Source organism: Psychrobacillus sp. NPDC096389 (assembly GCF_044762855.1).
GTDB lineage: Bacteria > Bacillota > Bacilli > Bacillales_A > Planococcaceae > Psychrobacillus.
The window spans coordinates 379,663-406,293 of sequence record NZ_JBIWFB010000003.1; the positions used below are offsets into that span (position 1 = coordinate 379,663).

At 36.5% G+C, this 26,631-nt stretch carries 27 protein-coding genes and 1 other annotated feature; of the genes, 10 read left to right on the forward strand and 17 right to left on the reverse strand.

The window, feature by feature from the left end:
* Positions 1-6: 6 nt before the first annotated feature.
* The 4 genes from ACIQ38_RS11250 to ACIQ38_RS11265 form a co-directional block, all read right to left on the reverse strand.
* The gene (locus tag ACIQ38_RS11250) at positions 7-1,122 is read right to left on the reverse strand and encodes a GAF domain-containing sensor histidine kinase (protein WP_402822446.1); all 1,116 of its coding nucleotides are present in this window, start codon (positions 1,120-1,122) and stop codon (positions 7-9) included.
* A 280-nt stretch (positions 1,123-1,402) separates the two neighbouring features.
* Positions 1,403-1,510 carry a putative holin-like toxin gene (locus ACIQ38_RS11255; protein ID WP_402822449.1) on the reverse strand — a complete coding sequence of 36 codons (108 nt, stop codon included), beginning with the start codon at positions 1,508-1,510 and terminating at the stop codon, positions 1,403-1,405.
* Positions 1,511-1,685: 175 nt separating this feature from the next.
* A complete protein-coding gene (locus tag ACIQ38_RS11260; protein WP_402822451.1) occupies positions 1,686-3,407 on the reverse strand; it encodes a phospho-sugar mutase in 1,722 nt (573 codons plus the stop codon).
* 18 nt (positions 3,408-3,425) lie between these two features.
* A complete protein-coding gene (locus ACIQ38_RS11265; RefSeq protein ID WP_402822454.1) occupies positions 3,426-4,967 on the reverse strand; it encodes a GNAT family N-acetyltransferase in 1,542 nt (513 codons plus the stop codon).
* A 131-nt stretch (positions 4,968-5,098) separates the two neighbouring features.
* Here ACIQ38_RS11265 and ACIQ38_RS11270 point away from each other — a divergent pair, with 131 nt between their 5' ends.
* The 3 genes from ACIQ38_RS11270 to ACIQ38_RS11280 are packed head-to-tail and all read left to right on the forward strand — an operon-like array spanning position 5,099 to position 6,897.
* Positions 5,099-5,524 carry a disulfide formation protein C gene (locus tag ACIQ38_RS11270; RefSeq protein WP_402822457.1) on the forward strand — a complete coding sequence of 142 codons (426 nt, stop codon included), beginning with the start codon at positions 5,099-5,101 and terminating at the stop codon, positions 5,522-5,524.
* Between the two features lie 2 nt (positions 5,525-5,526).
* Positions 5,527-5,997 (forward strand): thioredoxin family protein, encoded by a 471-nt coding sequence (locus ACIQ38_RS11275; RefSeq protein ID WP_402822459.1) that lies wholly within the window; start codon positions 5,527-5,529, stop codon positions 5,995-5,997.
* Between the two features lie 51 nt (positions 5,998-6,048).
* Positions 6,049-6,897, forward strand: coding sequence for an RluA family pseudouridine synthase (locus ACIQ38_RS11280; protein WP_402822462.1), 849 nt, complete (start codon positions 6,049-6,051; stop codon positions 6,895-6,897).
* 65 nt (positions 6,898-6,962) lie between these two features.
* Here ACIQ38_RS11280 and ACIQ38_RS11285 read toward each other — a convergent pair whose 3' ends face one another.
* The gene (locus tag ACIQ38_RS11285; protein WP_402822464.1) at positions 6,963-7,676 is read right to left on the reverse strand and encodes a hypothetical protein; all 714 of its coding nucleotides are present in this window, start codon (positions 7,674-7,676) and stop codon (positions 6,963-6,965) included.
* A gap of 980 nt (positions 7,677-8,656) precedes the next feature.
* Here ACIQ38_RS11285 and ACIQ38_RS11290 point away from each other — a divergent pair.
* Positions 8,657-9,229 (forward strand): hypothetical protein, encoded by a 573-nt coding sequence (locus tag ACIQ38_RS11290; RefSeq protein ID WP_402822466.1) that lies wholly within the window; start codon positions 8,657-8,659, stop codon positions 9,227-9,229.
* Positions 9,230-9,261: 32 nt separating this feature from the next.
* Here the strand turns inward: ACIQ38_RS11290 and ACIQ38_RS11295 are convergent, their stop codons facing one another.
* From ACIQ38_RS11295 to queG, 4 genes are all read right to left on the reverse strand, one after another.
* Positions 9,262-10,092, reverse strand: a complete 831-nt coding sequence (locus tag ACIQ38_RS11295; protein ID WP_402822470.1) for an aldo/keto reductase — start codon at positions 10,090-10,092, stop codon at positions 9,262-9,264.
* 39 nt (positions 10,093-10,131) lie between these two features.
* A complete protein-coding gene (locus ACIQ38_RS11300; RefSeq protein ID WP_093270605.1) occupies positions 10,132-10,314 on the reverse strand; it encodes a hypothetical protein in 183 nt (60 codons plus the stop codon).
* A 300-nt stretch (positions 10,315-10,614) separates the two neighbouring features.
* Complete coding sequence (trmL, locus tag ACIQ38_RS11305) at positions 10,615-11,088, reverse strand: tRNA (uridine(34)/cytosine(34)/5-carboxymethylaminomethyluridine(34)-2'-O)-methyltransferase TrmL (RefSeq protein WP_402822474.1); 474 nt, start codon at positions 11,086-11,088, stop codon at positions 10,615-10,617.
* Between the two features lie 12 nt (positions 11,089-11,100).
* Complete coding sequence (gene queG / locus ACIQ38_RS11310) at positions 11,101-12,240, reverse strand: tRNA epoxyqueuosine(34) reductase QueG (RefSeq protein WP_402822476.1); 1,140 nt, start codon at positions 12,238-12,240, stop codon at positions 11,101-11,103.
* A gap of 55 nt (positions 12,241-12,295) precedes the next feature.
* Between queG and ACIQ38_RS11315 the strand changes: the two genes are divergently transcribed.
* The 3 genes from ACIQ38_RS11315 (at position 12,296) to ACIQ38_RS11325 (ending at position 14,831) form a co-directional block, all read left to right on the forward strand.
* Positions 12,296-12,985, forward strand: a complete 690-nt coding sequence (locus ACIQ38_RS11315) for a B3/B4 domain-containing protein (RefSeq protein ID WP_402822479.1) — start codon at positions 12,296-12,298, stop codon at positions 12,983-12,985.
* A 3-nt stretch (positions 12,986-12,988) separates the two neighbouring features.
* The gene (locus tag ACIQ38_RS11320) at positions 12,989-13,504 is read left to right on the forward strand and encodes a hypothetical protein (protein ID WP_402822482.1); all 516 of its coding nucleotides are present in this window, start codon (positions 12,989-12,991) and stop codon (positions 13,502-13,504) included.
* 265 nt (positions 13,505-13,769) lie between these two features.
* Positions 13,770-14,831, forward strand: a complete 1,062-nt coding sequence (locus ACIQ38_RS11325; protein ID WP_402822485.1) for an ATP-grasp domain-containing protein — start codon at positions 13,770-13,772, stop codon at positions 14,829-14,831.
* 45 nt (positions 14,832-14,876) lie between these two features.
* Here the strand turns inward: ACIQ38_RS11325 and ACIQ38_RS11330 are convergent, their stop codons facing one another.
* The 4 genes from ACIQ38_RS11330 to ACIQ38_RS11345 form a co-directional block, all read right to left on the reverse strand.
* Complete coding sequence (locus ACIQ38_RS11330; protein ID WP_402822488.1) at positions 14,877-15,752, reverse strand: hypothetical protein; 876 nt, start codon at positions 15,750-15,752, stop codon at positions 14,877-14,879.
* A complete protein-coding gene (locus tag ACIQ38_RS11335) occupies positions 15,739-16,251 on the reverse strand; it encodes an RNA polymerase sigma factor (RefSeq protein WP_402822491.1) in 513 nt (170 codons plus the stop codon). The genes ACIQ38_RS11330 and ACIQ38_RS11335 overlap by 14 nt, the downstream gene beginning before the upstream one ends.
* Positions 16,252-17,513: 1,262 nt before the next feature.
* Entirely contained in the window at positions 17,514-18,953 is a 1,440-nt protein-coding gene (gene proS / locus ACIQ38_RS11340) for a proline--tRNA ligase (RefSeq protein ID WP_402822494.1), read from the reverse strand.
* A gap of 46 nt (positions 18,954-18,999) precedes the next feature.
* Positions 19,000-19,218, reverse strand: a binding site (T-box leader).
* A gap of 50 nt (positions 19,219-19,268) precedes the next feature.
* Positions 19,269-19,631, reverse strand: coding sequence for a DUF1801 domain-containing protein (locus ACIQ38_RS11345; RefSeq protein ID WP_402822497.1), 363 nt, complete (start codon positions 19,629-19,631; stop codon positions 19,269-19,271).
* Between the two features lie 301 nt (positions 19,632-19,932).
* Between ACIQ38_RS11345 and ACIQ38_RS11350 the strand changes: the two genes are divergently transcribed.
* Positions 19,933-20,304 carry a VOC family protein gene (locus ACIQ38_RS11350; protein ID WP_402822500.1) on the forward strand — a complete coding sequence of 124 codons (372 nt, stop codon included), beginning with the start codon at positions 19,933-19,935 and terminating at the stop codon, positions 20,302-20,304.
* A 274-nt stretch (positions 20,305-20,578) separates the two neighbouring features.
* Here ACIQ38_RS11350 and ACIQ38_RS11355 read toward each other — a convergent pair whose 3' ends face one another.
* The 3 genes from ACIQ38_RS11355 to ACIQ38_RS11365 all read right to left on the reverse strand — a co-directional run bounded on the left by ACIQ38_RS11355 (position 20,579) and on the right by ACIQ38_RS11365 (position 23,537).
* Positions 20,579-21,757: a glycosyltransferase family 4 protein gene (locus tag ACIQ38_RS11355; RefSeq protein WP_402822567.1), complete on the reverse strand. Its 1,179-nt coding sequence runs from the start codon at positions 21,755-21,757 to the stop codon at positions 20,579-20,581.
* 81 nt (positions 21,758-21,838) lie between these two features.
* Positions 21,839-22,897, reverse strand: coding sequence for an LTA glycolipid anchor biosynthesis glycosyltransferase, IagA/BgsA family (locus tag ACIQ38_RS11360; protein WP_402822570.1), 1,059 nt, complete (start codon positions 22,895-22,897; stop codon positions 21,839-21,841).
* Between the two features lie 22 nt (positions 22,898-22,919).
* The gene (locus ACIQ38_RS11365; protein WP_402822503.1) at positions 22,920-23,537 is read right to left on the reverse strand and encodes a TVP38/TMEM64 family protein; all 618 of its coding nucleotides are present in this window, start codon (positions 23,535-23,537) and stop codon (positions 22,920-22,922) included.
* A 154-nt stretch (positions 23,538-23,691) separates the two neighbouring features.
* On the opposite strand from ACIQ38_RS11365, the gene ACIQ38_RS11370 reads away from it, so the two are divergent.
* Complete coding sequence (locus ACIQ38_RS11370; RefSeq protein WP_402822506.1) at positions 23,692-24,540, forward strand: MBL fold metallo-hydrolase; 849 nt, start codon at positions 23,692-23,694, stop codon at positions 24,538-24,540.
* Between the two features lie 116 nt (positions 24,541-24,656).
* A complete protein-coding gene (locus ACIQ38_RS11375; protein WP_402822508.1) occupies positions 24,657-25,187 on the forward strand; it encodes a DUF6933 domain-containing protein in 531 nt (176 codons plus the stop codon).
* Between the two features lie 124 nt (positions 25,188-25,311).
* On the opposite strand, the gene ACIQ38_RS11380 is transcribed toward ACIQ38_RS11375, so the two are convergent.
* Entirely contained in the window at positions 25,312-26,619 is a 1,308-nt protein-coding gene (locus ACIQ38_RS11380; RefSeq protein WP_402822511.1) for an aminotransferase family protein, read from the reverse strand.
* Positions 26,620-26,631 lie beyond the last annotated feature (12 nt).

Consider the following 26,631-nt stretch of genomic DNA (forward strand, 5'->3'; position numbering starts at 1 on the left):
TCCCCCCTAATACGGTAGACGAACTAATATCTCCGTCCCTTTACCCCATTCTGTTACCCAGTCGACTGTTCCACTAACCGCATGTGCTCTATCTCTCATACTCTGCAATCCTAATGACCGAAGGCTGTTCAATTCATTCATATGAAATCCACGGCCTTCATCTTTTACTACTAATAAAACATCCGTCGTAGTAATCGTTAAATACAACTCTACTTGCAAGACGCCTGAATGCTTACGCACATTATTCATTGCTTCTTGGGCAATTCGGAATAATGTCTCTTCAATTCTTGCAGGTAAGTTAATGACTCCTTTGACATTTACACTTAGTGTTAAGCCTAGTATATCTCCATATCCTTTTAAACCTTCTATTATTCCATTCTCTAAACCTTTCGGACGAAGCTGCCATATGAGTGCTCGCATTTCCGTTAATGCTTCTTGTGTTAAATATTGGATTTCTTTGAAGGTATCTCTTATTTCCTGCTGTTCCGTCATTTCTATTCCACCACGTGCAGTTAGTGTGACGGAAAATAGCAATTGATTGACCGAATCATGTAAATCCCGAGCAAGCCGATTTCTTTCTTGCACAAGTGCCACTTGCTGCTCTTGCTTTGTGAGTAAGATTCGCTTGATTGCTGAACCAATTTGAAATGCCACGGACTCTAATAATGCCAGTTCTCCATCGGAAAAACGAATCGTATTTGGTGTAGCCACATTTAAGAGACCAAATTGTTCTTGCCCAGATTGTAATGGGACTGTCGCATGATGGGTAATATCATGATAGTCTTTACTGCTTGTCTTTCGAGAGTGGACGATTCTTTTACACTCAATAATGTTGGAAGCTTTATCTAACTCACCATTTTGAAATCTGGAAACACACCAACAACCACCCTTTTGCAAAAGTCTACAGTCATTTTTTTGTAATGCATTCGGTAAATTTTCATGTGCGATTAGTTCTTGTTTGCCTTTTTCATTGATAAAAAATATCCATCCAGTCTCAAAAAGTGTGCCTTCTAACAACTTACGAAGCGCACCTTGCAACATTTGTTCCATTTCCGTTTCTTCGTTTAGAAATTCTGCTATTTCTTTTAATAATTCAATATTTGAGCGTTCGTTTGCTTGCACTAAAAAAACTCCTTCAACTCTAGTACGATTACTTTCATCATATCATTTATCGTAGCTTTTCTGTGCTTTGAGGACATCATACTTTTGACTGAAAAAAAGAGAAGCATCGCTGCTCCTCTTGATTTGATTTTTGGTATAATTATGATAAACTAAACATAGAATAAAAAAGACCGAGTGCTGCTAACACTCAGTCAATGCAACTACATGCCGCATGAATAACGGCTGACCAAAATTTATGACTTATAAGAAATAGCCACCTAACTTTGGATGAGCAGGGTGGCTATTTCTTTTTGTTTAGATAGACGACAATTGTTATCATTAGTGTAAGTACCGCCATTAGCACTAAGCTAAACTGTGCAATTAAACTAAATGCCTCATATATCGTCATCCGCCTCACCCCCGTTTCAAAGGGAGTTCAGCCGCCACCTTGCTTTATGTGAGTTGCTAACGCTAAGTTTATCAGTTTTATATTCTAAAATCTATGAAATTACTAAAAGCTAGTACCCATTAATATTCTTATATCGGACACTTGAAAAAAAGAGAAGCATCGCTGCTCCTCTTTTTTAGTCCTCTAAATATTTATTCATTTCTGCTGAGAATGCTTCTTTTAATACTTCTAGTTTTTCTATGCTTTCCGTTTCTGACCCACTTGTCACACCAAAATAATATTTTATCTTTGGCTCGGTTCCACTTGGTCGAACACAAACCCATGAACCGTCGGCAAGAAAGTACTTCAATACATTCGATTTTGGCAATAAAATCTGCTCCGTTTTCCGACCATCTGTAATTGTTCGAAGGGAGCTTAAATAATCTTCTTGTGATGAAACTGCAATTCCTGCAACTTCGCTTATTGGATTGATACGAACTTGAGCTAGTAAGTTTTGAATCGCATTCGCACCACTTACTCCTTTTTTCGTAACTGATACCAGTCCTTCTAAATAATAGCCATGTCGCTCGTATAATGCATGTAAAACTTCGACAAGTGTCATCCCTTTTTCTTTATAGTAAGCAGCAGCCTCTACAATCGCTAACACACTTTGTATGGCATCTTTATCACGCGCAAAGCTTTTAACTAAATAGCCATAGCTTTCTTCATAGCCGAACAAAAACTCATATTCTTTCGTTTCTTCATATTGCTTAATCTTTTCACCGATAAATTTAAATCCTGTTAACACATCTTCGGTGCTTGCACCATGATACTCTGCGATCACTCGTCCTAAATCTGATGTGACAATTGTTTTAAAGACACGACCGTTTGCAGGCATCGTTCCTTTTTCTTTTCGCTGTGTCAATAAATACTCGATTAAAATAGCCCCGGTTTGATTGCCTGTTAATAGTTTGTATCCTTCTGCTGTTTTCACGGCTAGTCCAACTCTGTCTCCATCCGGGTCTGCTGCAACCAAAATGTCTGCATCCTGTTTTTCCCCGTCACGAATAGCATACTCAAAAGCACTCTGCTCCTCTGGATTTGGTGATTTAACCGTAGGAAACTCACCATTTGGTTCCATTTGCTCCTCGACATAATGGATATGCTCGTAGCCAACCTCACTTAGAATTCGTTTCACTGTTTTACCAGAAGCACCGTGAAGTGGAGTAAATACTACTTTTAAATTTGTTTTAGAAGCTATTTCTGGATTTTCTTGAACCGTTTTTAATTCATTTATATAGGCATTATCTATTTCTTCCTCTAAATGGATGATTAAATTGGCATCAAAGTCGTTCCGTTTTATTTGGAGCGCATCTCCCGCTTCATTAACATAGCGAATTACAGCATCCGCATCCTCCAAGTTTAGCTGTGCACCGTCTTCCCCATATACTTTGTAACCATTATATTCAGGTGGATTATGACTTGCCGTAATGACAATCCCCATAAATGCTTCCAGTTTACGTACTGAATAAGACAACTGCGGCGTCGTTCTAGGTTCCTTATACAAATATGCTTTAATCCCATTTGAAGCAAGTGTTTCTGCTGCTTCTTGCGCAAAATCAGGGGAAAATCTGCGACTATCGTAGGCAATGACTACGCCCCGATTCATCGCATCTTCTCCTGCTGTTTTTATATAAGAAGCTAGGCCTGTAGTAGCTTTACGAATCGTATATGTGTTCATACGATTCGTACCAGCTCCTATTTCTCCTCTCATTCCACCTGTACCAAATTCTAAATCTCGGTAAAATGCGTCTTCCATTAGCTTTTCATCGCTAGCCAAAAGCTGTAGATTTTCCTGCCAAACAGGATCTAAATCGGAATAGCTATTCCATTGTTCGAATAATTGTTTATAAGACATTCATGAAACTCCCATTTCTCATTTTTTATAATCTATACCATATACGTCATGGCGACGGTCTTTTAAATGTTTAACTGTCCCGTCTTGTCGTTGACGTCTTAATATTTCTAAGTCGACATCTCCTATTAACACCATTTCAACATTCGGCTCCGTTTCACCAACAATACCGTCTCTTGCAAATTCAAAATCAGATGGCGCGAAGATAGCCGATTGGGCGTATTGGATATCCATATTTTCCGTTTGTGGTAAGTTTCCTACCGTACCAGAAATAACTGTGTATATTTGATTTTCGACAGCACGAGCTTGTGCACAGTAACGTACGCGTAAATAGCCTTGACGATCCTCTGTACAGAAAGGCGTGAATATAATATTAGCTCCCATATCAGTTGCAATTCGAGCAAGCTCTGGAAATTCAATATCATAACAAATTTGAATGGCGATTTTACCGCAGTCTGTATCAAATACTTGCACGGAATCTCCCGCACTAATCCCCCACCATTTTCGTTCGTTTGGTGTAATATGAATTTTATACTGTTTATCAATCCCACCATCCCGGTGGAATAAATAAGCAATATTATATATTTCTTCATTCTCTTCTTCTACAAAATGAGAACCAGCGATAATATTAATATTGTAACGCACAGCTAAATCCGCAAATAATTCCATGTACTGTGGCGTGTATTCGGTCAATTTACGAACTGCCTGGCTTGGAGATGGTTCATCTAGGAAAGACATAAGCTGTGTCGTGAAAATCTCCGGAAACACAACGAAATCTGATTGTGCATCAGAGGCGACATCCACAAAATACTCACATTGATGGGCAAATTCCTCAAAAGAATTAATCTTGCGCATCATGTATTGCACTGCACAAATACGAACTGGGTAGCTCGTTTTGAAATGGCGCTTCGACAGTGGAATATAATCTACATTATTCCATTCCATTAATGTCGCATATTTGACCGACGCTTTATCGTCTGGTAAATAATTCGGGTTAATACGCATTAATGTGAACCCATTCATCAACTGGAATGTTAATACTGGATCATAAATTTTATGGCGCGAAACAGCTGTTACATATTCACGTGGTGACATTTCATTTGCATGTTTATGGTAGTTCGGAATGCGACCACCGATGATAATCGATTTTAAATTGAACTGTCTTGCTATATCTTTTCTTCCTTCATATAGACGTTGCCCGACTTTCATTCTTCTATATTCAGGATGTACCATTACTTCAATTCCGTATAAATTATATCCATCTGGATTATGATTCGTAATATAACCTGAGTCGGTTACGTCAGACCAAGAATGACGATCATCATACTCATCAAAGTTAATAATTAAGCTAGAACAAGAGCCAATTACTTTCCCATCTAGTTCCGCTACTAATTGACCTTCCGGAAAAATTGTTAAGTGACTACGTAAATGCGCTACTTCCCAAGGGTCCATTCCCGGAAAGCACAAACGCTGTATTTCTAAAATAGATTCAATATCAGAAAAAGTCGTTTGTCTTATAACCATGCTTTTTTCAAATTGCGATAAATCAAATTCTTCCGACATACTATCCACTCCTCAAACTTTTCACTAACTTCTATTATATAACTCTTTTCCTGGCAGTTAAAATGTTTTACATGTTTTCCAAGAACCCTTATACTTTGATTTGAGTTCAAAGTATTTAAAAGGAGAAACATATGACAAAAAAAGTCGAAAATCTAATGCTATTTATGTGGGTGGTAGCTTTTACTGCTACACTTGGTTCGTTATATTTTTCCGAAATAAAACAGTACGAGCCTTGTGTATTATGCTGGTATCAACGCATTCTAATGTATCCACTCGTATTAATAGTTGGAATCGCATACGTTCAAAAAAATGTGAGAATCGCGGTTACTTCTCTTGCTTTTTCCATAATAGGAGCTTGTATTTCCGCATACCATTATAGCATTCAAAAGTTGGACTTTATGCAAGATTCTGCTCCAGCTTGTGGTAGAGTACCTTGTACCGGTGAATACATAAATTATTTTGGATTTATAACAATTCCATTTCTAGCACTTATTGCATTTATTTTAATCGCAGTTAGCAGTGCAATGATTTTAAGAAGTTTGAAGGAGGAAAAATAAATATGAAGAAATTAGCCATATTCGGCGGAATTATTGTACTTGTTTTCGTATTAATCTTCGTCTTGAACGGACAAAAAAACAAGCAAGCATTATCGGACAACCCTTATGATAAAGAAGATTTAAGACAGTCTACAATCGATTTGATAAAAGATCCAAACTATCAAAACATCATTCTTCCACAGGATTTAAAAAAGAAAATTGATAGCGGGGAACCTGTTACTGCTTATTTCTTCAGCCCAGAATGTGTTCATTGTCAAGAAATGACACCAAGACTAACGCCACTTGCAGAGGAAAATAAAGTAGATATTGTAAAATATAATGTACTGGAATATGATCAAGGTTGGGACGATTATGTACTCGAAGCTACACCGACAACTATTTATTTTAAAGATGGAAAAGAAGTAGCTAGAATGGTTGGTGCTCAACCAAATGAAAATATTCAAGCGTTTTTTGATCAAGTAGTATTGAAATAATTAGAAAGGTCGTGTCCTATAGACATGACCTTTTTTAAAGGAGAATAATGGATGAAACATACTTTAACATTTACAGTACCTGAAGATGGTCTAACAATCGAAACAATTTTACAAGACAAATGGAAACTTGGAAAAAAATTAATTCATGATTTACGTATGCAAAAAGCAGTAAGTAATACTAGTGGGGAACTTTTACAATGGAAATTGCCAAACCAAAAAGGCGATGTATTAGTTTTTACATGGGAAGGAGAATCATCTAATTATCTCCCTTCTGATCAACTTCCTTTATATGTAGCATACGAAGATGAGTATTTATTAATAGCTTCCAAACCTCGTGGCGTTGCTACCCATCCAAACGAAGCTGGTCAAAATCATACATTCATGAATACCGTAACCCATTACTTATCAGGTAAGGGGCAAGGCTATGGGGAACATGTCCACCGAATTGATGAAGGCACGAAAGGATTAGTAGTAGTAGCGAAAAATCCTATTGTCAAAGGGATGCTCGATCGTATGCTTGAAACTAAAACAATTATTCGCACATACGAAGCCATTGTAGAAGGACAAGTAAAAAATCAGCATGGTACTATACGTGCAGCAATTGGAAACGATCGCCATCACCCAACGAGAAAGCGGGTCTCTCCCTCTGGTCAGCAAGCTATCACTCATTACGAAGTAGTCGGCAGACATCCGCAGTTTACGAAGGTACATGCTATTTTAGAAACGGGTCGCACCCATCAAATCCGCGTACATTTTGCCCATCTAGGCCATCCAATTGTTGGGGATGATTTATATGGAGCGAAGAAAACAGCTACTAAAACGTATGAACTGCATGCTTTTAAAGTACAGTTTGTGCACCCAATAACAGGGGAAATGATTGTGGTGGAAGACAAAAGGTAGAGATGCCTTTTTCTCCATAAAAAAACAGTATCAGAAAGGTTACTCTCTGATACTGTTTTTTTAGTTTACAAATTTAATTCTTTCTTTGTACTTTCCACGGCTTGCATAAGCTCCTCATCTTTAACAATTGTCACATCAGGATCCACTTGTTCCTTTTGAGGAAGTTCAAACTGAAACTTTTCCGCATACGGTGCAGGTCTGTTCATTAAAAACTCGGTAATTTGTTCCGCAATTTTTTCTCGTGCTTCTTCAGCAGTCCTTTTCCCAGTTACTATTTCATGCATCATATTCATAGACAATGTATTTGCGCCTTCATTATCACAATGTACGGAGACCTCTCCCCTCGTTCTATCAATCACAAGGCTGCCTTCTAGTTTTGCTATTTCTCCAGCTTTATTTGCTGGTACATGATAATCAATAGATTGTTCTAGCATATCTACATGAGGTTCAGGAAAATCATGAGGAACCCCTTCCTTATAAACAATTGTTTTCTTCCATGGACCATTATAATACCAAATAACTGTTGAATATGTAGTGTCATTCGGTGGGCCATAAAACTCCATCATTTTTTTCGTTACTTTTTTAGAAAGTGTTGGCCAATCCTCTATTAATTGTTCGACTACCTCTAGATCCACTGTAGTATCCGTCCCTCTTTTTCCATTCATATCAGTGGCATGTAGTTGTTTGTTAGATTCCATCGCAATTGCAGCTGTTTGTAATCGTTCTTGTGCGCTCAACTGATCGGCATATGGTTGATTGTTTTGTTCGTTCATATCCAATATTCCCATTCCTTTCTTGATAGTTATTTAAAAAGATTCTCTTTATTTATCTTCCCTGCCCCAAATTGTTTAAACTAAATATCAATAATGCCTATACCTTTGCTGGACGCAACATCAAAACTCAAGCACGGGTTTCTAACCGAAATGACAAACAGAAACGATGAATGGAGTGTTGCACATAATAGGGATAAAGCGTCGTAGCAAGCTCAATAAGAAGGTAGATAAATTCCCGCAGGACGAGTGACAAGCCACTACGTCGCTAACGCTGTTGCAGGGTCTCACACCGTCGTGCAAAATTCCAAAGAATGGCTAAGGGCAATCAAATAGCTATTGAAAGCAACTAATTTTAGTATGAAAGCAATTAAAATCAGCATGAGAGCAACTAAATAGGCATTGAAAGCAACTAATTTCTTACAATAGCTCTTTACTTAGATTGAGACGACCATAATTCAGGCAGATTATAGGAATAATATGCTAAAAGCCCGCCGAACTCGCCTAGCCGGCATCAGCTAGACTAGTTTGTCGCGTTCGCAGTGTATATTGTCTCGTTCAACTACTTTTTGTTAATTTCGGACACTGCTAAGTGAGTATTTTCCATTGATTTTCGCAGCAGGGCGGCGACTCCGAAGGGATTAAGTGAGTAAGATGAGACTTCACAACGTACGCGCGTAGGCGCGGCGGTGAAGCCTCATCACTCACCCCACGGAAAGCGTCCGCCCTGCTGCGAAAATCCCTGCGGACACTTCATACATCTCACTAAGACACATTAACCTTATAAGGCGTATGAAATAAAAATAGCATATCTTTTTTTTATTGGAAAAATCCCCTTAATAACTAGATTTTCCAAAGCAAAAAAAGTATCGGTATGCCACCGATACTTTTTTATATAAGACTAGGAAATATCTTACAAGGTTTAATTCACTTATGGCGGGTATGCAATTAAATAAAGCGATATCACAATGCAGAGGGAAGCGATAAACTTGTTCGGATTTTCAGATTTACTATCGGTCATTATTTCAGCTTTCATCATCTTGCCTATCGTAGTATTTTTAAGAGAAACTGGTTACTTAATTGTTAGTAAAATGTTAGGTGTAGAAAACCCAAGACTCACAATCGGATCTGGCCCTCGAATTATTAAAATAGGAATTTTTGACATTCGGAAATATTACCATCTATATAGTTGGTTTTCTTATGATGCGATAAGAAGAGAAAGTAAATTTGCTTATATTTGTATTTATGCTGGCCCTATTGCCGTTAACCTCTTCCTTGCATTGATCATTAACGCACTTCTAGCTAATGACATCTTAGAAGAGTACCAAACTTTTTGGGAACGATTTATTTTTTATGCGTTCTACTATGTTCTATTTGATTTGGTACCAATGAAAACATTAAATGGTATGCCTAATAATGGAATGATTATTTATGAAATGTTCCGATACGGCAAACGAACTGATCATAATAAGCAGCCATTTATCCCGACTACAACAGAAGTAGAAAAAGAATATAAGGAACAAATGGAACAAATAAAGAAAAAGACAAAAAGAGGTACATGAATCGCAATAATTCATGTACCTCTAATTTTGTTTTAAAACTTTAAATTATCTGGGTCCATACCAGTTCGTTCATTTAAATTTAGTGCGTCGATCCGTTTCATATCTTCAGCAGATAATTCAAAATCAAATACATCCAAGTTGTCTATTATTCTAGAAGGTGTTATAGATTTTGGAATGACGATTAAATCACTTTGCAAATGCCAACGGATAATTGCATGTGCTGGTGATTTGCCGTATTTGCTACTGATTTCCTGTAAAATCGGTTCTTCGAGTAGTCCTCCTCTTGCTAATGGGGACCATGAAGTAATTGCAATCTCTTTTTCAGCACAATATTGTCGCAAATCCACTTGTGTTAGTCTTGGATGACATTCAATTTGATTGACCATTGGCTGTATGTTTGCTTTTGCGGCAATTGCTTCTAAATGATGTTGGTGGTGATTAGAAACACCTGTTGCACGGATTAGTTTTTCTTCATATAAACGCTCGATTGCGCGGTATGTATCGACATATGTTTCTTTTATTGGCCAGTGGGTTAAATATAAATCTACATATTCTAATCCAAGTAACTCTAGTGATTTTTCAAAAGCTTTTAATGTTTGGTCGTACCCTTGATCTGTATTCCAAACTTTGGTTGTGATGAAAATATCTTCTCTAGCAAGTTTAGAGTTACGAACTGCCTCCCCGACTTCTTTCTCATTTGCATAAAATGAGGCAGTGTCAATATGACGATAGCCATTGTCTAGTGCAGTGGATATTGCTTGTAGCGTAATATCTGGTTCGGTCATTTTGTAAACTCCTAAACCAATACGTGGCATTTCTATGCCATTTGCTAAACGTTTTGTTGAATTTTTATGTAATTCCATATCTCTCTTCCTTTCTTTTAAAGAAAACGACTGAAAAAATCAGTCGTTTTTCCTTTGTTTCATAGAAGAAGTATCATCTGATTGGGCTGGATCGGATACTCGATGATCTTTTTCTAGCTCGTTGTCATCTCTGAGTTTCTCCATTTGCTTGCCTAGTTGCTTTACTTCTTCCATATTTGTTGCCATCGAACCGTTTTCTGGACCATTTTTCAAATTACTCATTTAAAAAATCACTCCTTTTCTATATCCTAGTAGAATTATTAGACAGATGCAACTCTTTAGAGGTACCATTTTCGCCATAAATTCATTTTTGCCAATATTTCTTTTTAGCTTAAAGTAAGGTATACTAATTACAGAATATACTGGAGGAGGCGCTTAATATGAGATTAATCCTAGTTCTTGGCGTTTGTGTAGCATTCCTATCTGCCATCTTCACTGCTGGATACGATGACAAACCAGGTGCATCTAAAAAGTAAGATAGTATATTAAAACGGACGAGCCTTTTAAGGCTGCGTCCGTTTTTTAGTGTAGATTTGGATAATCTTGTTGTCTTAAAGCTTCATATATTAGTATTGCAGCAGTGTTTGATAAATTTAAGGAACGAATATTATCATTCATAGGGATTCTAAGTGCTCTGTCTGGATGAGCTTCAATCAGTTCAGCTGGCAATCCTTTCGTTTCACGTCCAAAAATAAAGAAATGATCCTTCTCCACATCACTAAAGTTATAAGTAGTATGTGGTTTTGCCCCAAACTTCGTGATCAAATAATATTCTGCTTTTGGATGTGCCGCAAAAAATTCATCCAACCCATCATAATACGTAATATCTACATGTTCCCAATAGTCTAATCCTGCTCGTTTAAGCATTTTGTCATCTGTTGAAAATCCAAGTGGTCTGATTAGATGTAGTTTTGCACCTGTTCCTGCGCATGTTCTAGCGATATTCCCTGTATTTGCCGGGATTTCTGGTTGATATAATACAATATTAATACTCACTATTTCCACTTCCTAATTCTCTAAAATATAAAATTGAAGTCCTTTACGTATTTCTTCTAACACTTCATCCACTTCTTCATTTTGCTCTGCTTTCTTTAAAGCTGCTAGTCCTTCATCCGTGTTTATCTTTCCGATTGCCCAAGCTGCTGTGCCTCTTATGACTGGACGAGCATCATTTTCCATTAACTCGATCAATGTAGGGACAGCAGAAACTTCTTTGAAATGCGCAAGCGCTATAATAGCATTTCGCTGAATCGGGTTTTTCCCTCTCCAAGCACCAGACATATGTCCGTACGTTTCTTTAAATGTACGATTCGTCATTTTCAGCAATGGTAGGAGCAGTGGTTTCACAAGCTCTGGTTCAGGTGTAAATGCTTCTTGATGCAAATTCGCTTTTCCTTTATTTTTCGGACAAATCGTTTGGCAAGTATCGCAGCCATATATACGATTCCCTATTTTCGTTCGAAACTCATCTGGTACCATTGTTTTTGTTTGTGTGATAAATGCTATACAACGCTGTGCATTTAACTGTCCGCCTTGGATTAAAGCACCTGTCGGACAGATATCTAAACAAAGTGTGCAATCTCCGCACTGATCCTCCATTTGCTCGCTTGGTGCAAAAGGAATGGACGTAATCATCTCCCCTAAATATACATATGAACCAAATTCTGGTGTAATAATTGCACAGTTTTTCGCACTCCAACCGATCCCAGCTCGCTCTGAAACGGCCCGATCTGAAAGCTCACCTGTATCTACCATGGAACGCAATCGAGCATTTGGCATATGTGTTAATATATATAGCTCTAATAGGGCTAGTTTTTCGCGTAATACCGTATGATAATCAGTCCCCCAAGAAGCTCTGGCAAATATTCCACGTCTAGCACCTTTTACACTTTGCGGAGCGTCTTTCATCTTGGAAGGATAAGCAATGGCGATAGCAATAATACTTTCTGCTTCTGAAAGCAAAAGTTCTGGATTTGTTCTTTTGTCAATGTCCGGTTCTTCAAAACCAGAAGCATATCCTAGCTCTTGTTGACGAATTAATCTATTTTTTAATTCATGAAATGGAGAAGCAGACGTAAATCCAATTTTATCAATTCCAATGGAGGCTGCGTATTCTATTAATTGTTGTTGAAACTGATTGATATTCACGATTGTTCTCCTTTCTTATGATACACTAAAGAAAATAGTTATAAGGATGGTTGCTATGATTGTTACGTTAGATGATTCTTTATTGCAAATCGAACCTACATTTAAAATAGGCATTATTCATTATACCAAAATTGTCGTTTCTCCTTCGCCTCAAATGCTTAAAGGTCGCCTCCAATTATTTCAAGAACAGCTTTTCTTTGAAATGGAGGAAAAAAAAGTAACCGAATTTAACGGCATTAAAGAATGGCGAGCATTATGGAAAAAGTTTGGTGCTGACCCAAACAGATATCGCCACTCCACGGAAGCATTATATCGACGAATTGCAAAACAAAATTATATCACACCAATGCATTCTGCAGTAGATTTAAATAACTTCTTCTCCTTACAATATGAAATACCAATGGGCATATACGATTTTCATAAAATCCAAGGAGATATTACCATATCCCTTGGAACAGAAGACTCCCAATATGCAGGATTAAATGGACGGGAAAATGTACTAAAAAATATCATTGCCCTCCATGATACAGCTGGAGCATTTGGAAGTCCTTTTGTAGATTCCATCCGAACTGCAGTTACAAAGGATACTACTGAAGCAATTCAAGTCGTTTTTCTTCGCCCTTCCATAAGTCAAGAAGAAGGAGAGAAGCTATTACATTCAATAGGCGATATGTTCCATCAAATACATGGTGGGGAAGTAAATTCCATCCTATTATCTAATGAATATAAAGAATGGAGGAACTGATCCATGTCCAATATCTCACTAGCAGAAGCTGTTAAACTAAAAAGTATTTTACTAAAAAGAGTGCATGAACTAGAAGAAGAAATGATGCGAGTTGCATATACAGTAATCGAAAAAGATAGTGTTCCAGTTATAGGACCTCGCAATGTAGCAAATGTAGACTTGGAATTAACCGAAACTAGAAAAGATATTCGAACGCTCGACAAACTAATTTACGAAGCAAATGTTCAAAATAACGTTTCCTTTAAGGAAAAAGAATATACCATTGTGGAAGCAATCGAACTTGCTACACAATTGCGAGCCCAAGCTAGAATTTATAAACAGCTAGGAGCTGCTGAAAAACAAGTAGTGCAGTATGGATACGGCGATGGTGCTACTTATGTACAAGTCGCTTTATTCGAACCGGAAAATTACCGGTTGAAAGCTCTTCAATTTGAAAAAGATGCAAATAAATTATCCAGCAACATAAATGCAAAAAATTATTCTATTACCATTAATTTTGATGATGAAAAATATGCATGATCCTTGGTAAGGTGAGACTCCTTACCAAGGCATAGTTAGGAAATCACTCTCAAATTGAATTAGACAAACCAATAACCTCTAACCATTCACTTTGTGACCAATGACTAATGACTATCCTTTTGCAATTGCAAACGATACCCAATTAGTGTATTTTCCGATTTCCTACTATGAGAACGCTCCTTTTCACTTTTGGTGAAGGAGCGTTTTTAAAACATTCTAATCTTGAATTATTCTAAAAATAATACATAGAAAATGGGGATTTAATATGGCGATTAATATTTGGTTCAATAGATGGTTTTCAACTGTAGCACATTATATGGAATTGATTCGACATAATCCAGATCAACAACAATTTATGATTTACGGTACGCATCCTAATCCAGATACTGTTTACTTTAAAAATTGTGATGTATCAGGAACAGAGCCAGATATTGACGGTGAGGAATATCTTCAATTTTGTTTAGAGTACTGTTTACAAAATAATATTGATGTATTTGTTCCACGAAAAGAAAATGTACTCATCTCACAAAATATAAAAGTGTTCGAAGAGATTGGCGTTAAGGTGTTAGTATGTCCTAACGGTGACTTAATGAGATTGATGGATGACAAAGCGGCCATGTATCGCTCTTTAGAGGAGCTTGAAAAAGAAGGACAATATATCGTTCCTATTCCTTCTTACCGAATTGTAAACGATGTAGAAGGCTTCAAACAGGCTTATGAAGAATTAGGAAAAGATAATATGAAACTATGTATTAAACCAATAGTAGGAGAAGGAGCAAGCGGGTTTCGTATAATCGATAATGAGGCCGATACTATTCCCTTTATATTCAATACAGCTTCTTCTCAAAAGATTTCCTACGACACAGCTTTTAAGATTTTACAAACACAGAAGCACTTCCCTGACTTAATGGTATTGGAATACCTAGATGGCTACGAATATAGTATTGATTGTTTAGCAGGGGCAGACGGTACATTATTAGTCGCTCTTCCTAGAAAGAAAGGGAATGGACGTATTCGAGAAATTGAATACAATGAAGAACTAATAGAAATCGCTGAGAAAATGGCCCGACAATATAAGATTCCTTTTGTTTTCAATATCCAAGTCAAATATAAAGATGGTATTCCCAAGCTATTAGAGATTAACCCTCGTATGAGCGGAGGATTACATATAAGTTGTCTATCAGATATTAATATTCCTTATTATGCAGTAAAACTATTACTCGGTGGCCAAGTAGAAACATTGCATGCTAAATACGGGGTAAAAGCAACCCATATTGAACAACCTGTTATTTTATCATCCATCGAAGATTCTGTTGTATTAGCATAATAAATAAAGACGTTCCTTTTTCATTTATAAAGGAACGTCTTTATTCTAATTCTCAAATATTCCCGTTTTTTCTCCATCAATGAGGAGCTTCCACTTTCCGTGCTCCTTCCATGTAAGTTCGCCTTTGTAATAATAAATTATTCCTGCCCCTCCACCGTCTATCACGCTACTGTCCTGCTTAAAAACGGTAGTTTCCACTACTCTCCCTTTGTTATCGAGTAACTTCACCTCTATAATTTCCTTTTCTCCCATTGCGGTTTCTAAAAATACTTCATAAGCTTCACCGATTGGAATTTCCTTTGGAGAATCAACGAGTGCATAGTTTGCCGTTTTAGGGAATGGCGGGAGGACATTAACTGTAAATGCTTCGAATAGTGTATCTTCCACATAAAAGGATAACTGCCATTCCCCTTCCGATGGGAACGGAACAAATCTAGCTAATGTATGAGCATCCTCACTATAAAGGCCGCTTGAGAGTACTCCTTCTGTTAACACAATCTTTTCTCTTTTTGTATTTTCCGCTTCTACTCGGAAATTTTTGTCCACAAGCGCATGCTCATCTCCCCAGAAGTAAAGCATCATCTTAGCTACTCTTCTCTTGTCCTCTGCAACAAATTGTTCATTAAAAACAAGAATCCCTATCCTACCTTCCACTCCCAGTACTTCTTGATCTCTATCTGGTAATGTAAAAACTGTTCCTTGTTGTGCACTTAATTTGTAAGTATCTTCATGCGTTAATAAAAGAAGTAGAAGAATAGAGCATATGCCTGCAATGGTCAGTATTGGTTTTAATAAGAATGGTTTCTTACGTAAATTCTGCTTAGATTTTAACGTATTTAATAATTTCTCTTTTTGTTCATTCTCCAGTGAATATTTAGGAAGGTTTTTCAAATGATTTTGCAGTTCCTTATAATCCTCCATGTTCATATCCCTCCTTTTCCAAGAGTGCCTTCAGTTTTTTCAAGGAGCGATGATACATTACATTAATATTATTCTCATTACTTTTCATAACACGTCCAACTTCCTTAGATGACATCTCCAAAATCCCTTTAAGAATAATGACTTCTTTATCCTTTGATGGCAGCTTACTAATAGCATTGTATAAATGGCTGTTTTCTTGATTTAGAATGATATGTTGTTCTGTACTAATAGAAAAATTCTGCTCTTGTAATAACGTCTGCTTAATTTTGCTCCAAAGTCGATTTCTTCGGTAACGATCGATTACCATATTTCTAGCGATGGATATGAGCCATGTTTTTGGATGAGAGCTCTCGTTATATTTATTTATTTTGCTCCATGCACGAAGAAATGTTTCTTGTACCATATCTTCAATGTCCATTGATCCAGTGTAGTACATTAGAAAGCTAGTAATATCTCTTTCATATAGCTCAAACCACTTTTCTATCAAGTTCTTCTCCAAGGGATCCCCCCTTTCTCTAATAATTAGACGAATGTATTTCATTTATCTTACATGAAATATTGAAAAAAAGAACAAAACGCTAAAGTAACTATCTATTCGTCGATACGGTAAATGTAAATGAAAAATATTTATGGGATGTCTCATTTAATGGAGATAGTGAGTTGTATGAAGTGTCCGCAGGGATTTTCGCAGCAGGGCGGACGCTTTCCGTGGGGTGAGTGATGAGCCTTCACCGCCGCGCCTACGCGCGTACGTTGTGAAGTCTCATCTTACTCACTTGATCCTACTGGAGTCGCCTCCCTGCTGCGAAAATCAATGATAAAACACTGACTTATCGGTGTCCCAAATTAACATGAATTGGTTGAACGAGACAATATCCACAGTGTGCGCAACAATCACAACTCCGAACATTACAATGCACACACCGAAACAGAAAATATGGTAGCTGAACACGACAACCCCAGTATATCCGGATACTCGCTCGCGTGCTCAGACAGCTCTATAACGTATTGTTCCTATAGTACATAGAAACTATAGTCGTCTCACCCTAAGTAAACTTGCTGATTTAAGAATTCAGTTGCTTTCATCGGCTATTTGGTTGCTCTCGTGATGATTTGATTGCTTTCAGACTGGAATTGGTTGCTTCCAATGAATGGTTGCTTGCTCTAAGCCATTTACTGTATAAAATGGGCCCATAAGATGTACTATTCTTTGGTATTAGCAAGCAAATATTGAATAAGCAAGTGATTTCCATTGATTTTCGATGCAAGCGTTGACTCCAGTCGGAATAAGTGAGCAAAATGAGCCATCTCTAGCGAGTTCGGCTGGCTTTTAAACTACTTATCCCTATAATAGGTTGAAATCATAGTCGTCTCACTCCAAGTAAAGAGCTATTGTAAGAATTAGTTGCTTTCATCTGCAATTTAGTTGCTCTTTTACTCATTTTAGTTGCTCTCGAACTCCAACTAGTTGCTTTCAATAGCTGTTTGATTGCCCTTAGCCATTCTTTGGTATTTTGCACGACGGTGCGAGACCCTGCAAGTGCGTTAGCGACGTAGCCGCTCATCACTTGCCCAGCGGAAATACAGCAGTCACCCAATTGAGCTTGCTAATTCGCATTAACCCTATACTACGCACGATCTAAAAAGACATAACTTATTTACGATATGTAAAAGTTATCCATATTTTATTGTTTTCTAAGCAATAAAAAATCAACCATTTAACAAGCAATGGTTGATTTTTTATCTATATTTCCTATTTAATTAGTAAGCACGACCGAACCATACAGTATGTTTCGAATCCTTACCACAGTTGATGCATGTTGCTTTTTCAGCTGGTGGATTAAATGGAATATTACGTGTCGTGAATTTCGTTTCATTCTTCACATTCTCTTCACAAGCGTCATCCCCACACCATCCTGCAAGAATCCATCCTGGGATTTCTCCTTTTTCAGTTGAATCAGTCAGATGCTGTTTTAACTGTTCTAGAGAATCCACATTAGTATGGGAGTTCTCATCACGGAATGCACGAGCTTTTTCAAGTAAACGTGATTGCATTGTTGTTAGTTCTTCTTCAATACGCTCCACTAAATTAGGAATATCTACAGACACTTTATCAGCTTCGTCACGTGCTTTTACTAATGCTTGGTTGTTTTCTAAATCACGAGGTCCTAATTCAACACGAACTGGAACACCTTTTAACTCCCACTCATTAAATTTATAGCCAGGAGATTGGTCAGAATCATCTAAACGTACGCGGATACCTTTTGCTTTTAGTGCAGCAAATACTTCATCCAGTTTTTCCATAATAGCAGGGTTCTTTTTCCATGGTCCTACTGGTATTAATACAACTTGAGTTGGAGCTACACGTGGTGGCAGTACAAGCCCTTGCTCGTCTCCATGAACCATAATAACTGAACCGATTAAACGTGTAGATGTACCCCATGAAGTTGTATGCACATGCTGATGTTTGTTCTCTTTGTTCAAATATTTAATATCAAATGCTTCTGCAAACTTAGTTCCAAGATAATGAGATGTACCAGCTTGAACAGCTTTACCATCCTTCATCATAGCTTCAATGGAATACGTATCTACTGCTCCTGCAAAGCGTTCAGAAGGAGTTTTTTGACCATCGTACACTGGAATAGCTAAAAGTTCTTCTACAACCTCTTTATAGATATTAAGCATTTGCATTGTTTCGTGACGTGCTTCTTCTTCGTCTACATGCGCAGTATGCCCTTCTTGCCATAAAAATTCAGAAGTACGAATGAAAGGAAGTGTTTTTTTCTCCCAACGGAATACGTTCGCCCATTGGTTAATAAGTACTGGAAGATCACGATAACTTTTAATCCAATCCGAATACAAATGTCCAATCATTGTTTCAGATGTTGGGCGAAGTGCCAAACGTTCTTCTAACTTCTCGCCAGCTGCCTCTGTTACCCATGGAAGCTCAGGAGCGAATCCTTCGATATGATCCTTTTCTTTTTGGAAGAAAGACTCCGGAATAAGCATTGGAAAGTATGCATTGCGATGTCCTGTTTCTTTAAACCGTCTGTTCATTTCATCTTGGATATGTTCCCAAATTTCAAAGCCATCTGGTTTAAATGCGATACATCCACGTACTGGTGTGTAATCCATTAAATCTGCCTTTTGAATTGTGTCGATATACCATTTTGAAAAATCGTTTTGCTGTTGATTTGTCATTTTAAAATCCTCCTTAAAATAATGAAAAAGCACAGAATCGCCCTAATAAAAGGACGTCTCTGTGCTTGAATAGACGTGGTACCACCTTAGTTTAGCTAAAATCATTATTTAGCCCTCTAAACGTTTGTTAACGAAAACGACTCGGTTATGTTTGCATAACATCTCCGTGGTAGGTTTCAACAAGAAGCGGTGATATAGCTCTCAGCAAGCTGCTATATTTTCTGTTTCACAATTCTCATTTACTTGGTCACTTCAAAGACTATATATACTTAATAATATACCAAATAGAAGTATTTAATACAATTCCTTTATCGCTTAATTCTCATTCAATGCAAGTGCTTCTATAATTAATGAAGTAAAAGCATCTGATTGAATATCTTCCATCTTTTTTATTCTAATATGTCTCATAGTTTTGCCCATGCCTTGTAATAATTTGTTCTTGTCAAGTAGTTCATTACCTCTTTGAAAACCAAGATTCACATGTTTTTTGGATGCTTGCAAATAACAAACTAATCCATTACAAGAATAATTAGGCATAGACCATTTATACTCTTCAGTAAGTTTTGAAGAAGAATTAAGAATGATATTTCTCAATTCAGCTGTAATGTGTTGAATATCATCCGGTAAATTCGAAATGTATTGATCAACCTCTTCAATAGTCCTTACGTTTTCATCCATTAATTATCACCTATTATTATTTATTTTTTAATCTCTCGAGCATCTTTATCAACGCATTATCTTATGCTTCAGTATTAACTTCCATTATGCCATATGGAAGTCCTTGTTTATACAAAAACAAGCGGATATTTAAATAGTTTAGTAAGACATTCAAATCTATCAGATAGTAATTATAAAAAAATTCTTACTACTATTATGGTAAATGTTGTACAACTTAATATCCTCATTTATACTTAAAACAAATTGATTATTTCGTGCAATAAATTACTTGAATATTCTATTGATCGAAGGAGGAGAAAATATGAGTTTAGGTGCATTTTCTGTTAGTTTGAATGTAAAAGACATTCACGTATCCAAAACTTTTTATGAAAACATTGGCTTTGAAGTTTTAGGTGGGGACATCACTCAAAATTGGCTTATTTTAAAGAATGGTGATTGCGTTATCGGACTATTTCAAGGAATGTTTGAGAAGAACATTCTGACCTTTAATCCAGGGTGGAATCAAAATGCAGAGAATCTCGATTCTTTTACAGATATTCGTGAAATTCAAAAGCAGTATAAAGCAAAAGGAATCAAGATGCTAACAGAAGCAGATGAAACTAGTGAAGGACCAGCACATTTTACAATCGAAGATCCAGACGGCAATCAAATTCTTGTAGATCAACATCGTTAAAAAAGTATCGCTGAATCCAAGAACAAAAGCGCATTCTTCTACAGTCATTAGTAGAAGAATGCGCTTTTTATTTAAGATATTGTCATATTAATAATGCTTACATACTTTTTTCTAGCAAAGGGAGCATATTTTGAAAGTTTGTCCAACTATCAGTTAAGATTGTCCACTTCTCATGTTTTATTGTCCAACTCGGCAACCATCGTAATACTTTGCATAAAAAAGCACAAAGCCGCCCTATTAAAAGGATGACTTTGCGCTAAAATAATTGAATTCATTAGGAAACATTATGATAACTTTTACACTCCACAAGAACATTCATGTAAGCAGCCTCAACAGCTAGAGCAAAATGCCTAGCAGAAAACTTTTCTACTGATTGGACAGCTCCAATAGACATTAGTTCTTTATAGCTGTCATTAGTTAAAATTGCATTTATAGATTGTAAAAAATCGTCCTTCCCTTGAAACGTATAACCGTTTACACCATTTTGCAGAACACCATCTAAACATTGGTCTGCTTTTGCTACAAGAGGCAGTCCTGAAGCCAGTGCTTCGATATAAGTAAGCCCCTGTGTTTCACTTTGGGAAGCACTAATGAAAACATCCCCCAATTGGTAATACATCCCTATGGAATCCCAAGGTCTTTCCCCAGCGAAGATTGTCTGGTCTTTGATCCTTAATTTTATGGCCAGCTCTTCTAAATTACTTTTTTCTAAACCATCGCCTATTAGCACAAACTTTATGTCAGTGTTACTAATCAATAAGGGTTGCATCGATACTAGTAGCTCTCCAATATTTTTTTCCTCTGAAATCCTTCCAATATATAAAAGCACTTTATCTTTTTCTCTGATGCCTAATTCAGTACGCAAGTTTTTAACTGCCATGGATGATTTGGCAAATGAAGAGAACTTACTAAGCTCGATACCCGTTGGAATTACAGATATATGTTGATTTACTTTATATGAACGTAGTAATTCTTTCACCTTTTCCGTCGGAGCAATGACTCGATCTACAGAATTACAGAAATTAGCACTAATTTTCCTTGCTGTATTTTTGGCAATAAAATCGAATAGTTTAAACTTTACTATGTAATGCGTATAATCCTCATAAATGGTATGGTATGTATGGAGAAGGGGAATATTTAATTTTCTTGCCATTGATCTTCCAAAAACTCCTAACGAAAATTCGGTATGCGTATGAATAATATCCAGTTTTAGTCCTTTTATAAACTTTACTAAACCACTATGATAGAACATTCCTAAGCGTCTTGCACTTGCGAATGGAATGCTAGGCATTCTGTAAACATTGCTTTCATCTTCTATTGCGTTCGGATCGGTCGTTGTAAATACATACACTTGATGTCCTAGTCTTTCTAGATTTTCTTTTAGAATTAAGACAGAAGTCGCTACTCCATTAATTTGTGGATAGTAGGTATCGGTAAAAAGTCCAATTTTCATCACAAAGCACCCTCTTTTTTAGCTGATCGTCCAATCATCCTTTAGTAAAGTAGAGTAAATTTTCTCCGCTTGTTTTAAAACTTAAAAAGTATCATCTGCATTAAGCTTTTTTACTTTCTTCATGATATATCCTAAATCTGAAGCGGCCATCAACTTCCTATATTCTTTTTCTAATTGTTGTCCTATTAATCGAATATCCCTTTCTTTTACTACATCGTAGCCTTGCTCCACTAAAGAAGGGAATTCATTATTTACTATTCCTTTAATGGTTCCTTGAAATTGTTCGAAATTATTACTTTTATACACATTTTCTTTATTAGTTAGCCAGTCTTCGTAAATTGGAATATCACGAACCAATACTGGTATTTTCATAGCCAATGCTTCCAGTAGTACAATTCCTTCTGTTTCTTCATGTGTCAGAAATAAAAACAAATCACTTCCACTATATGCATCTCGCAGTTGTTCACGATCAACATAACCAGGGAAAAATAAATTCGGTAAAATAGTTTCTACTGCAGCTTTCACTTTAGCTGATACCACATTTATATTTGTATAACCAAACCAAATAAACGTATATTCTGGCATCGATTTTGCAAGTTCCACAAAGTCTAATATTCCTTTTCTTTCTATATAAAGTCCAACTGACATAATAACCTTATCGTGCTCACCTAATCCATACTTTTCTCTGAACCTCTTACTATATTGATTATTTTTCGTAAAATATTGCAAATCAATCCCATTAGATATATTCACAATAGGCTTAGTTAAACCGTATCCTTCTAAGAGCCTTTTAGAATAAGGGGTCGGGGTAATGATCAAATCACCACTGCTATAACATTTCATCAGCCATTTTTTAAAGAATGGAGCTAAAAAGTTGGAGCCTCTAAATGAATTTTTAAAATCTTCTTCTGTAGAGTGCGCATGATAAACAACTTTTTTTCCCTTTGCCCTCGCTACTCTGCTCATCCATAAAGAACTTGGAAAAACTGTATTAATATGAACGATATCAAAATTATCCTTTTTATTAATCGTATAAGCCAAGTTACTTTCCTCTAAAGCTTTTTTTTGATGACTTATCGCTCTACCTACACCGCTTTTTTCCACTAGCTTTATATGCTCTGAATACAATAATACTTTCATCACACACTTCGCTCCTTTGTCGTTATTTAACAAATCCAATCAAGTATTGCAAAAGAGCAGTTAAACCAAGGCTATATATAGTAATAGACAGTGGTTTTCCTAATAAAATAATGACGATGAATTTTTGTAGTTTCATTTTGGTTAAACCTGCAATATAACAAAGTAGATCATCTGGAGCTATTGGAAAGAAAATAGCATAAGCGAACATTTTATCAAATGTATTTCCCTTATATATCCAACCAACATACTTTTCAAAAGACTTTTTCCCAACGATCCGCCTAACAAACGGTCTACCGTATTTTTGAGCAAGTAAGAAAACAATAATAGAGCCTATACAAATACCGATATAATTATATAGCAGGCCAACCCAAGGCCCGAAAATTATTATCCCTACAACACAACTTATGGCACCAGGCAATATCGGTATGATAACTTGAATAATTTGAATGAAAATAAATATGATCGGTGCCCAAATACCAAAACTTACTATAAAATTCCTAAATGTTTCAGTTGAAGTAAAAAGTCCATGCTTATAGCCATAAATAATAAATGCGCCAATTATAAGCATTCCGAGTAGGGTAGAATAATTTAATAAATAGTTCACTAATTTATTTGTACCTTTAACTCCTATCTCTTCCATTGATCCACCTTCAGTAAAAGTGTCTTGCCTTCAGTGTATGCTTTCATGTTTTTTAGAACAATGGCATTTTTGTAAAAGTAATGTTATGTTATTGTGTTGAAATGTAAATAGGATACAATGAACGATACAAACATTTTTGAAGGAGTACGAATACATGCAAACATTACAAAAACTTTCGAATCGTCTGTTCTACCTTCCTCCATATCAAAAAACAGATCGTCCGATATTAGCAGCTATTGTAGGAGATGAGCAGACATTATTGATCGATGCGGGGAATTCATCTAATCACGCAAGACAATTCAAAGAGCAATTGACTTCCAATCATATCAGTGGAGATATTCTGGCTCTTACACATTGGCATTGGGATCATGTATTTGGCTTGCGTGAAATGGACATGCCTTCAATTGCTAATGTCATAACCAATGATAAAATAACTCAACTACAGGAGTTCTCATGGGAAGATAAAGAGTTAGATAAACGTGTGGAAGCAGGGATAGAAATTCCCTTTTGTGCCGATGCGATAAAATTGGAGCTTGGAAGTAATCGAGAGGTTATCATACCAAATCCCTCTATTATTTTTGAAAAGCGAATTACACTGAATCTTGGTGGCGTTACCTGCATCATTGAACATGTTGGTGGCGATCATTCATCTGATTCCAATCTTATCTATATATCGGAGGAAAAAGCGCTATTTCTTGGTGACTGCCTCTACGCAAATATGTATGCAGAAAAATGGCATTATACCATCGAAAAGATGTGTAAGCTTTTAGAGAAGATTGAAAGCTATGATGCAGATATTTATTTCCTCTCTCATCATCCAGCACCTTTGACAAAGGATGAATTTGATCGCTTTGCTTTATTATTGAAGACAAGTGCTTCATTAACAAAGAAACATAATGGGGAGTTAAATACTGTTGCTGCAGAGATGTCCTCACATTTCGGACGTGAGTTAACGGAAGACGATTTAGAAATAATCAGGTACTTTGTGAATGGGTACGCGTAACGATGCAAAACGGGAGAGTAACTCCTTTTTATTAAATAGAACCATATTGTACAGAATATCTGGGATTGATTTTGAATGTATATGGAGAAAATTATGCCAGGAAGGGATTTGAATTTATGATTATTCAATGTACAAAAAAGTTGTTAGATCAATTAAAGAAGAATCCAGAAACTGTTGATGAGGAGAAACCACTTACATCATGGCATGCCAATTTGATAATCGTTAATCGGAGAAAAGCAGTTGTACTTGTAAACGATAGGAATCGTTACGCAATTGTTTTGTATGGACTTAAAGCTAATGATTTTAAAAATATGGACAAGATTATTTTACAAGCTATCCGTCATACCTTTGAACAAGAGGCGATAAACAACGACGTGATTGAGCAGTTCATTGATTCCGCTAAGAACTTTACTTATTCGAAAACAAAAAACAGGACATTAGTTGCAAGGATGAATAAAGCATGTGAAACCTTATATTTCTTAGATAAATTGATTGATAATCATACAATTTATCAAACTGCCGCAAGCCTAAAGCTTAGCAGTTTTTTAGTCGGTGATGGAAAAAAAGAATACATCTATCCAAATCAAGAAATGTATAAGGATTTGGAAGCCTTGGCAGGTACTCCAATATTCCAAACAAAGGCTTGAGATAAGTAGAAATGTAATAGAATTTTGAAATAAAGTTGAATGGTGAATTAGACCGAAAAAAGTAATATTTCGGGTACAAACCATAATTTGAAAACAGGTTGGCATAAATGCCAACCTGCCTATACTATTTTACCGCTTTAATAGATTCATTGACGATCGTAATCATATCATCCATTTGATTTTTCGTGATTATAAGAGGTGGTGCAAATGCAAGAGTATCTTGCCCGTCGTAAATAACAGAACGGCAAATTAGCCCCTTTTCAAGCGCTTTTGCAACTACTTTAGGTCCGATTGGTTCAGCAGATTTTGAAGCTTTTTCTAGACTAATTGCTCCAAGTAAGCCGATTCCGCGAACATTGTCCACATTATCATTTTGTTCTTTTATCCACTCAAAACCTTCAAGCATTTGTTTTCCAACGACATTAACATTATCCAATAATTTTTCATGCTTAATAATTTCCAAATTTTTGAGTGCAACAGCAGCTGCAGTCGGATGACCACTATACGTATATCCATGCCAGAAGTTTCCTTCAGTATTTTCAATAATATCATTATGAAGTCTTTCAGAAAGAATCATACCACCTAATGGCGCGTATCCGCTCGTTATACCTTTAGCCATCGTAATAATGTCTGGGATCACACCGAATCGTTCAATACCGAAGTTCGTTCCTAGACGACCAAAACCACAAATCACTTCGTCCGCAATAAATAAGATATTATTTTCATCACAAATTTTTCTAACCTCTTGGAAATATCCTTCGGGAGGAAGATTTACCCCACCAGATCCTTGAACAGGCTCTGAAATGTATGCAGCAATTGTATCAGCTCCTTCTTTTTCAATCAGTTCTTTCAATGATACTACTGAACTATCGACATAATGGAAATCGGGAGCGATTGAAGTTGTAAACGTATGGAATTGTTCAATACCCGTTGCACTTGTTGCTCCCATTGCAACGCCATGATAAGAGAGTTTTCTAGATATAATTTTCTTTTTTTCTGGCTGACCTTTAATTTTCCAATAATGACGAACAGTTTTAAAAGCAGTATCATTCGATTCTGATCCACCAGAAGTAAAGAATGTCGCATTTAAATCTCCAGGTGTCCATTTTGCAATTTCAGCGGCAAGCCTAATTACTGGTTCATGGCTCCAGTTATTAAAAGTAGAAGTGAATGCTAGTTTTTCCATTTGTTCTTTTGCGACTTCTGCAAGTTCCTTACGCCCATGTCCAATGTTTACATTCCAAAGGGAGGAAAGACTGTCCATTAACTTTCTTCCTTCTACATCCTTCAAATAAATCCCGTCACCTTCAGTAAAAATAAATGTCGGACCATTTTCTTGAAGCTGTTTCATATTAGATGTCGGATGAATAAAATGCTTTTTGTCTAACTCCACTAACTCTTCTTTTAAATTTTTTTGGGGTGTTATTGACATATTTTTTCTCCT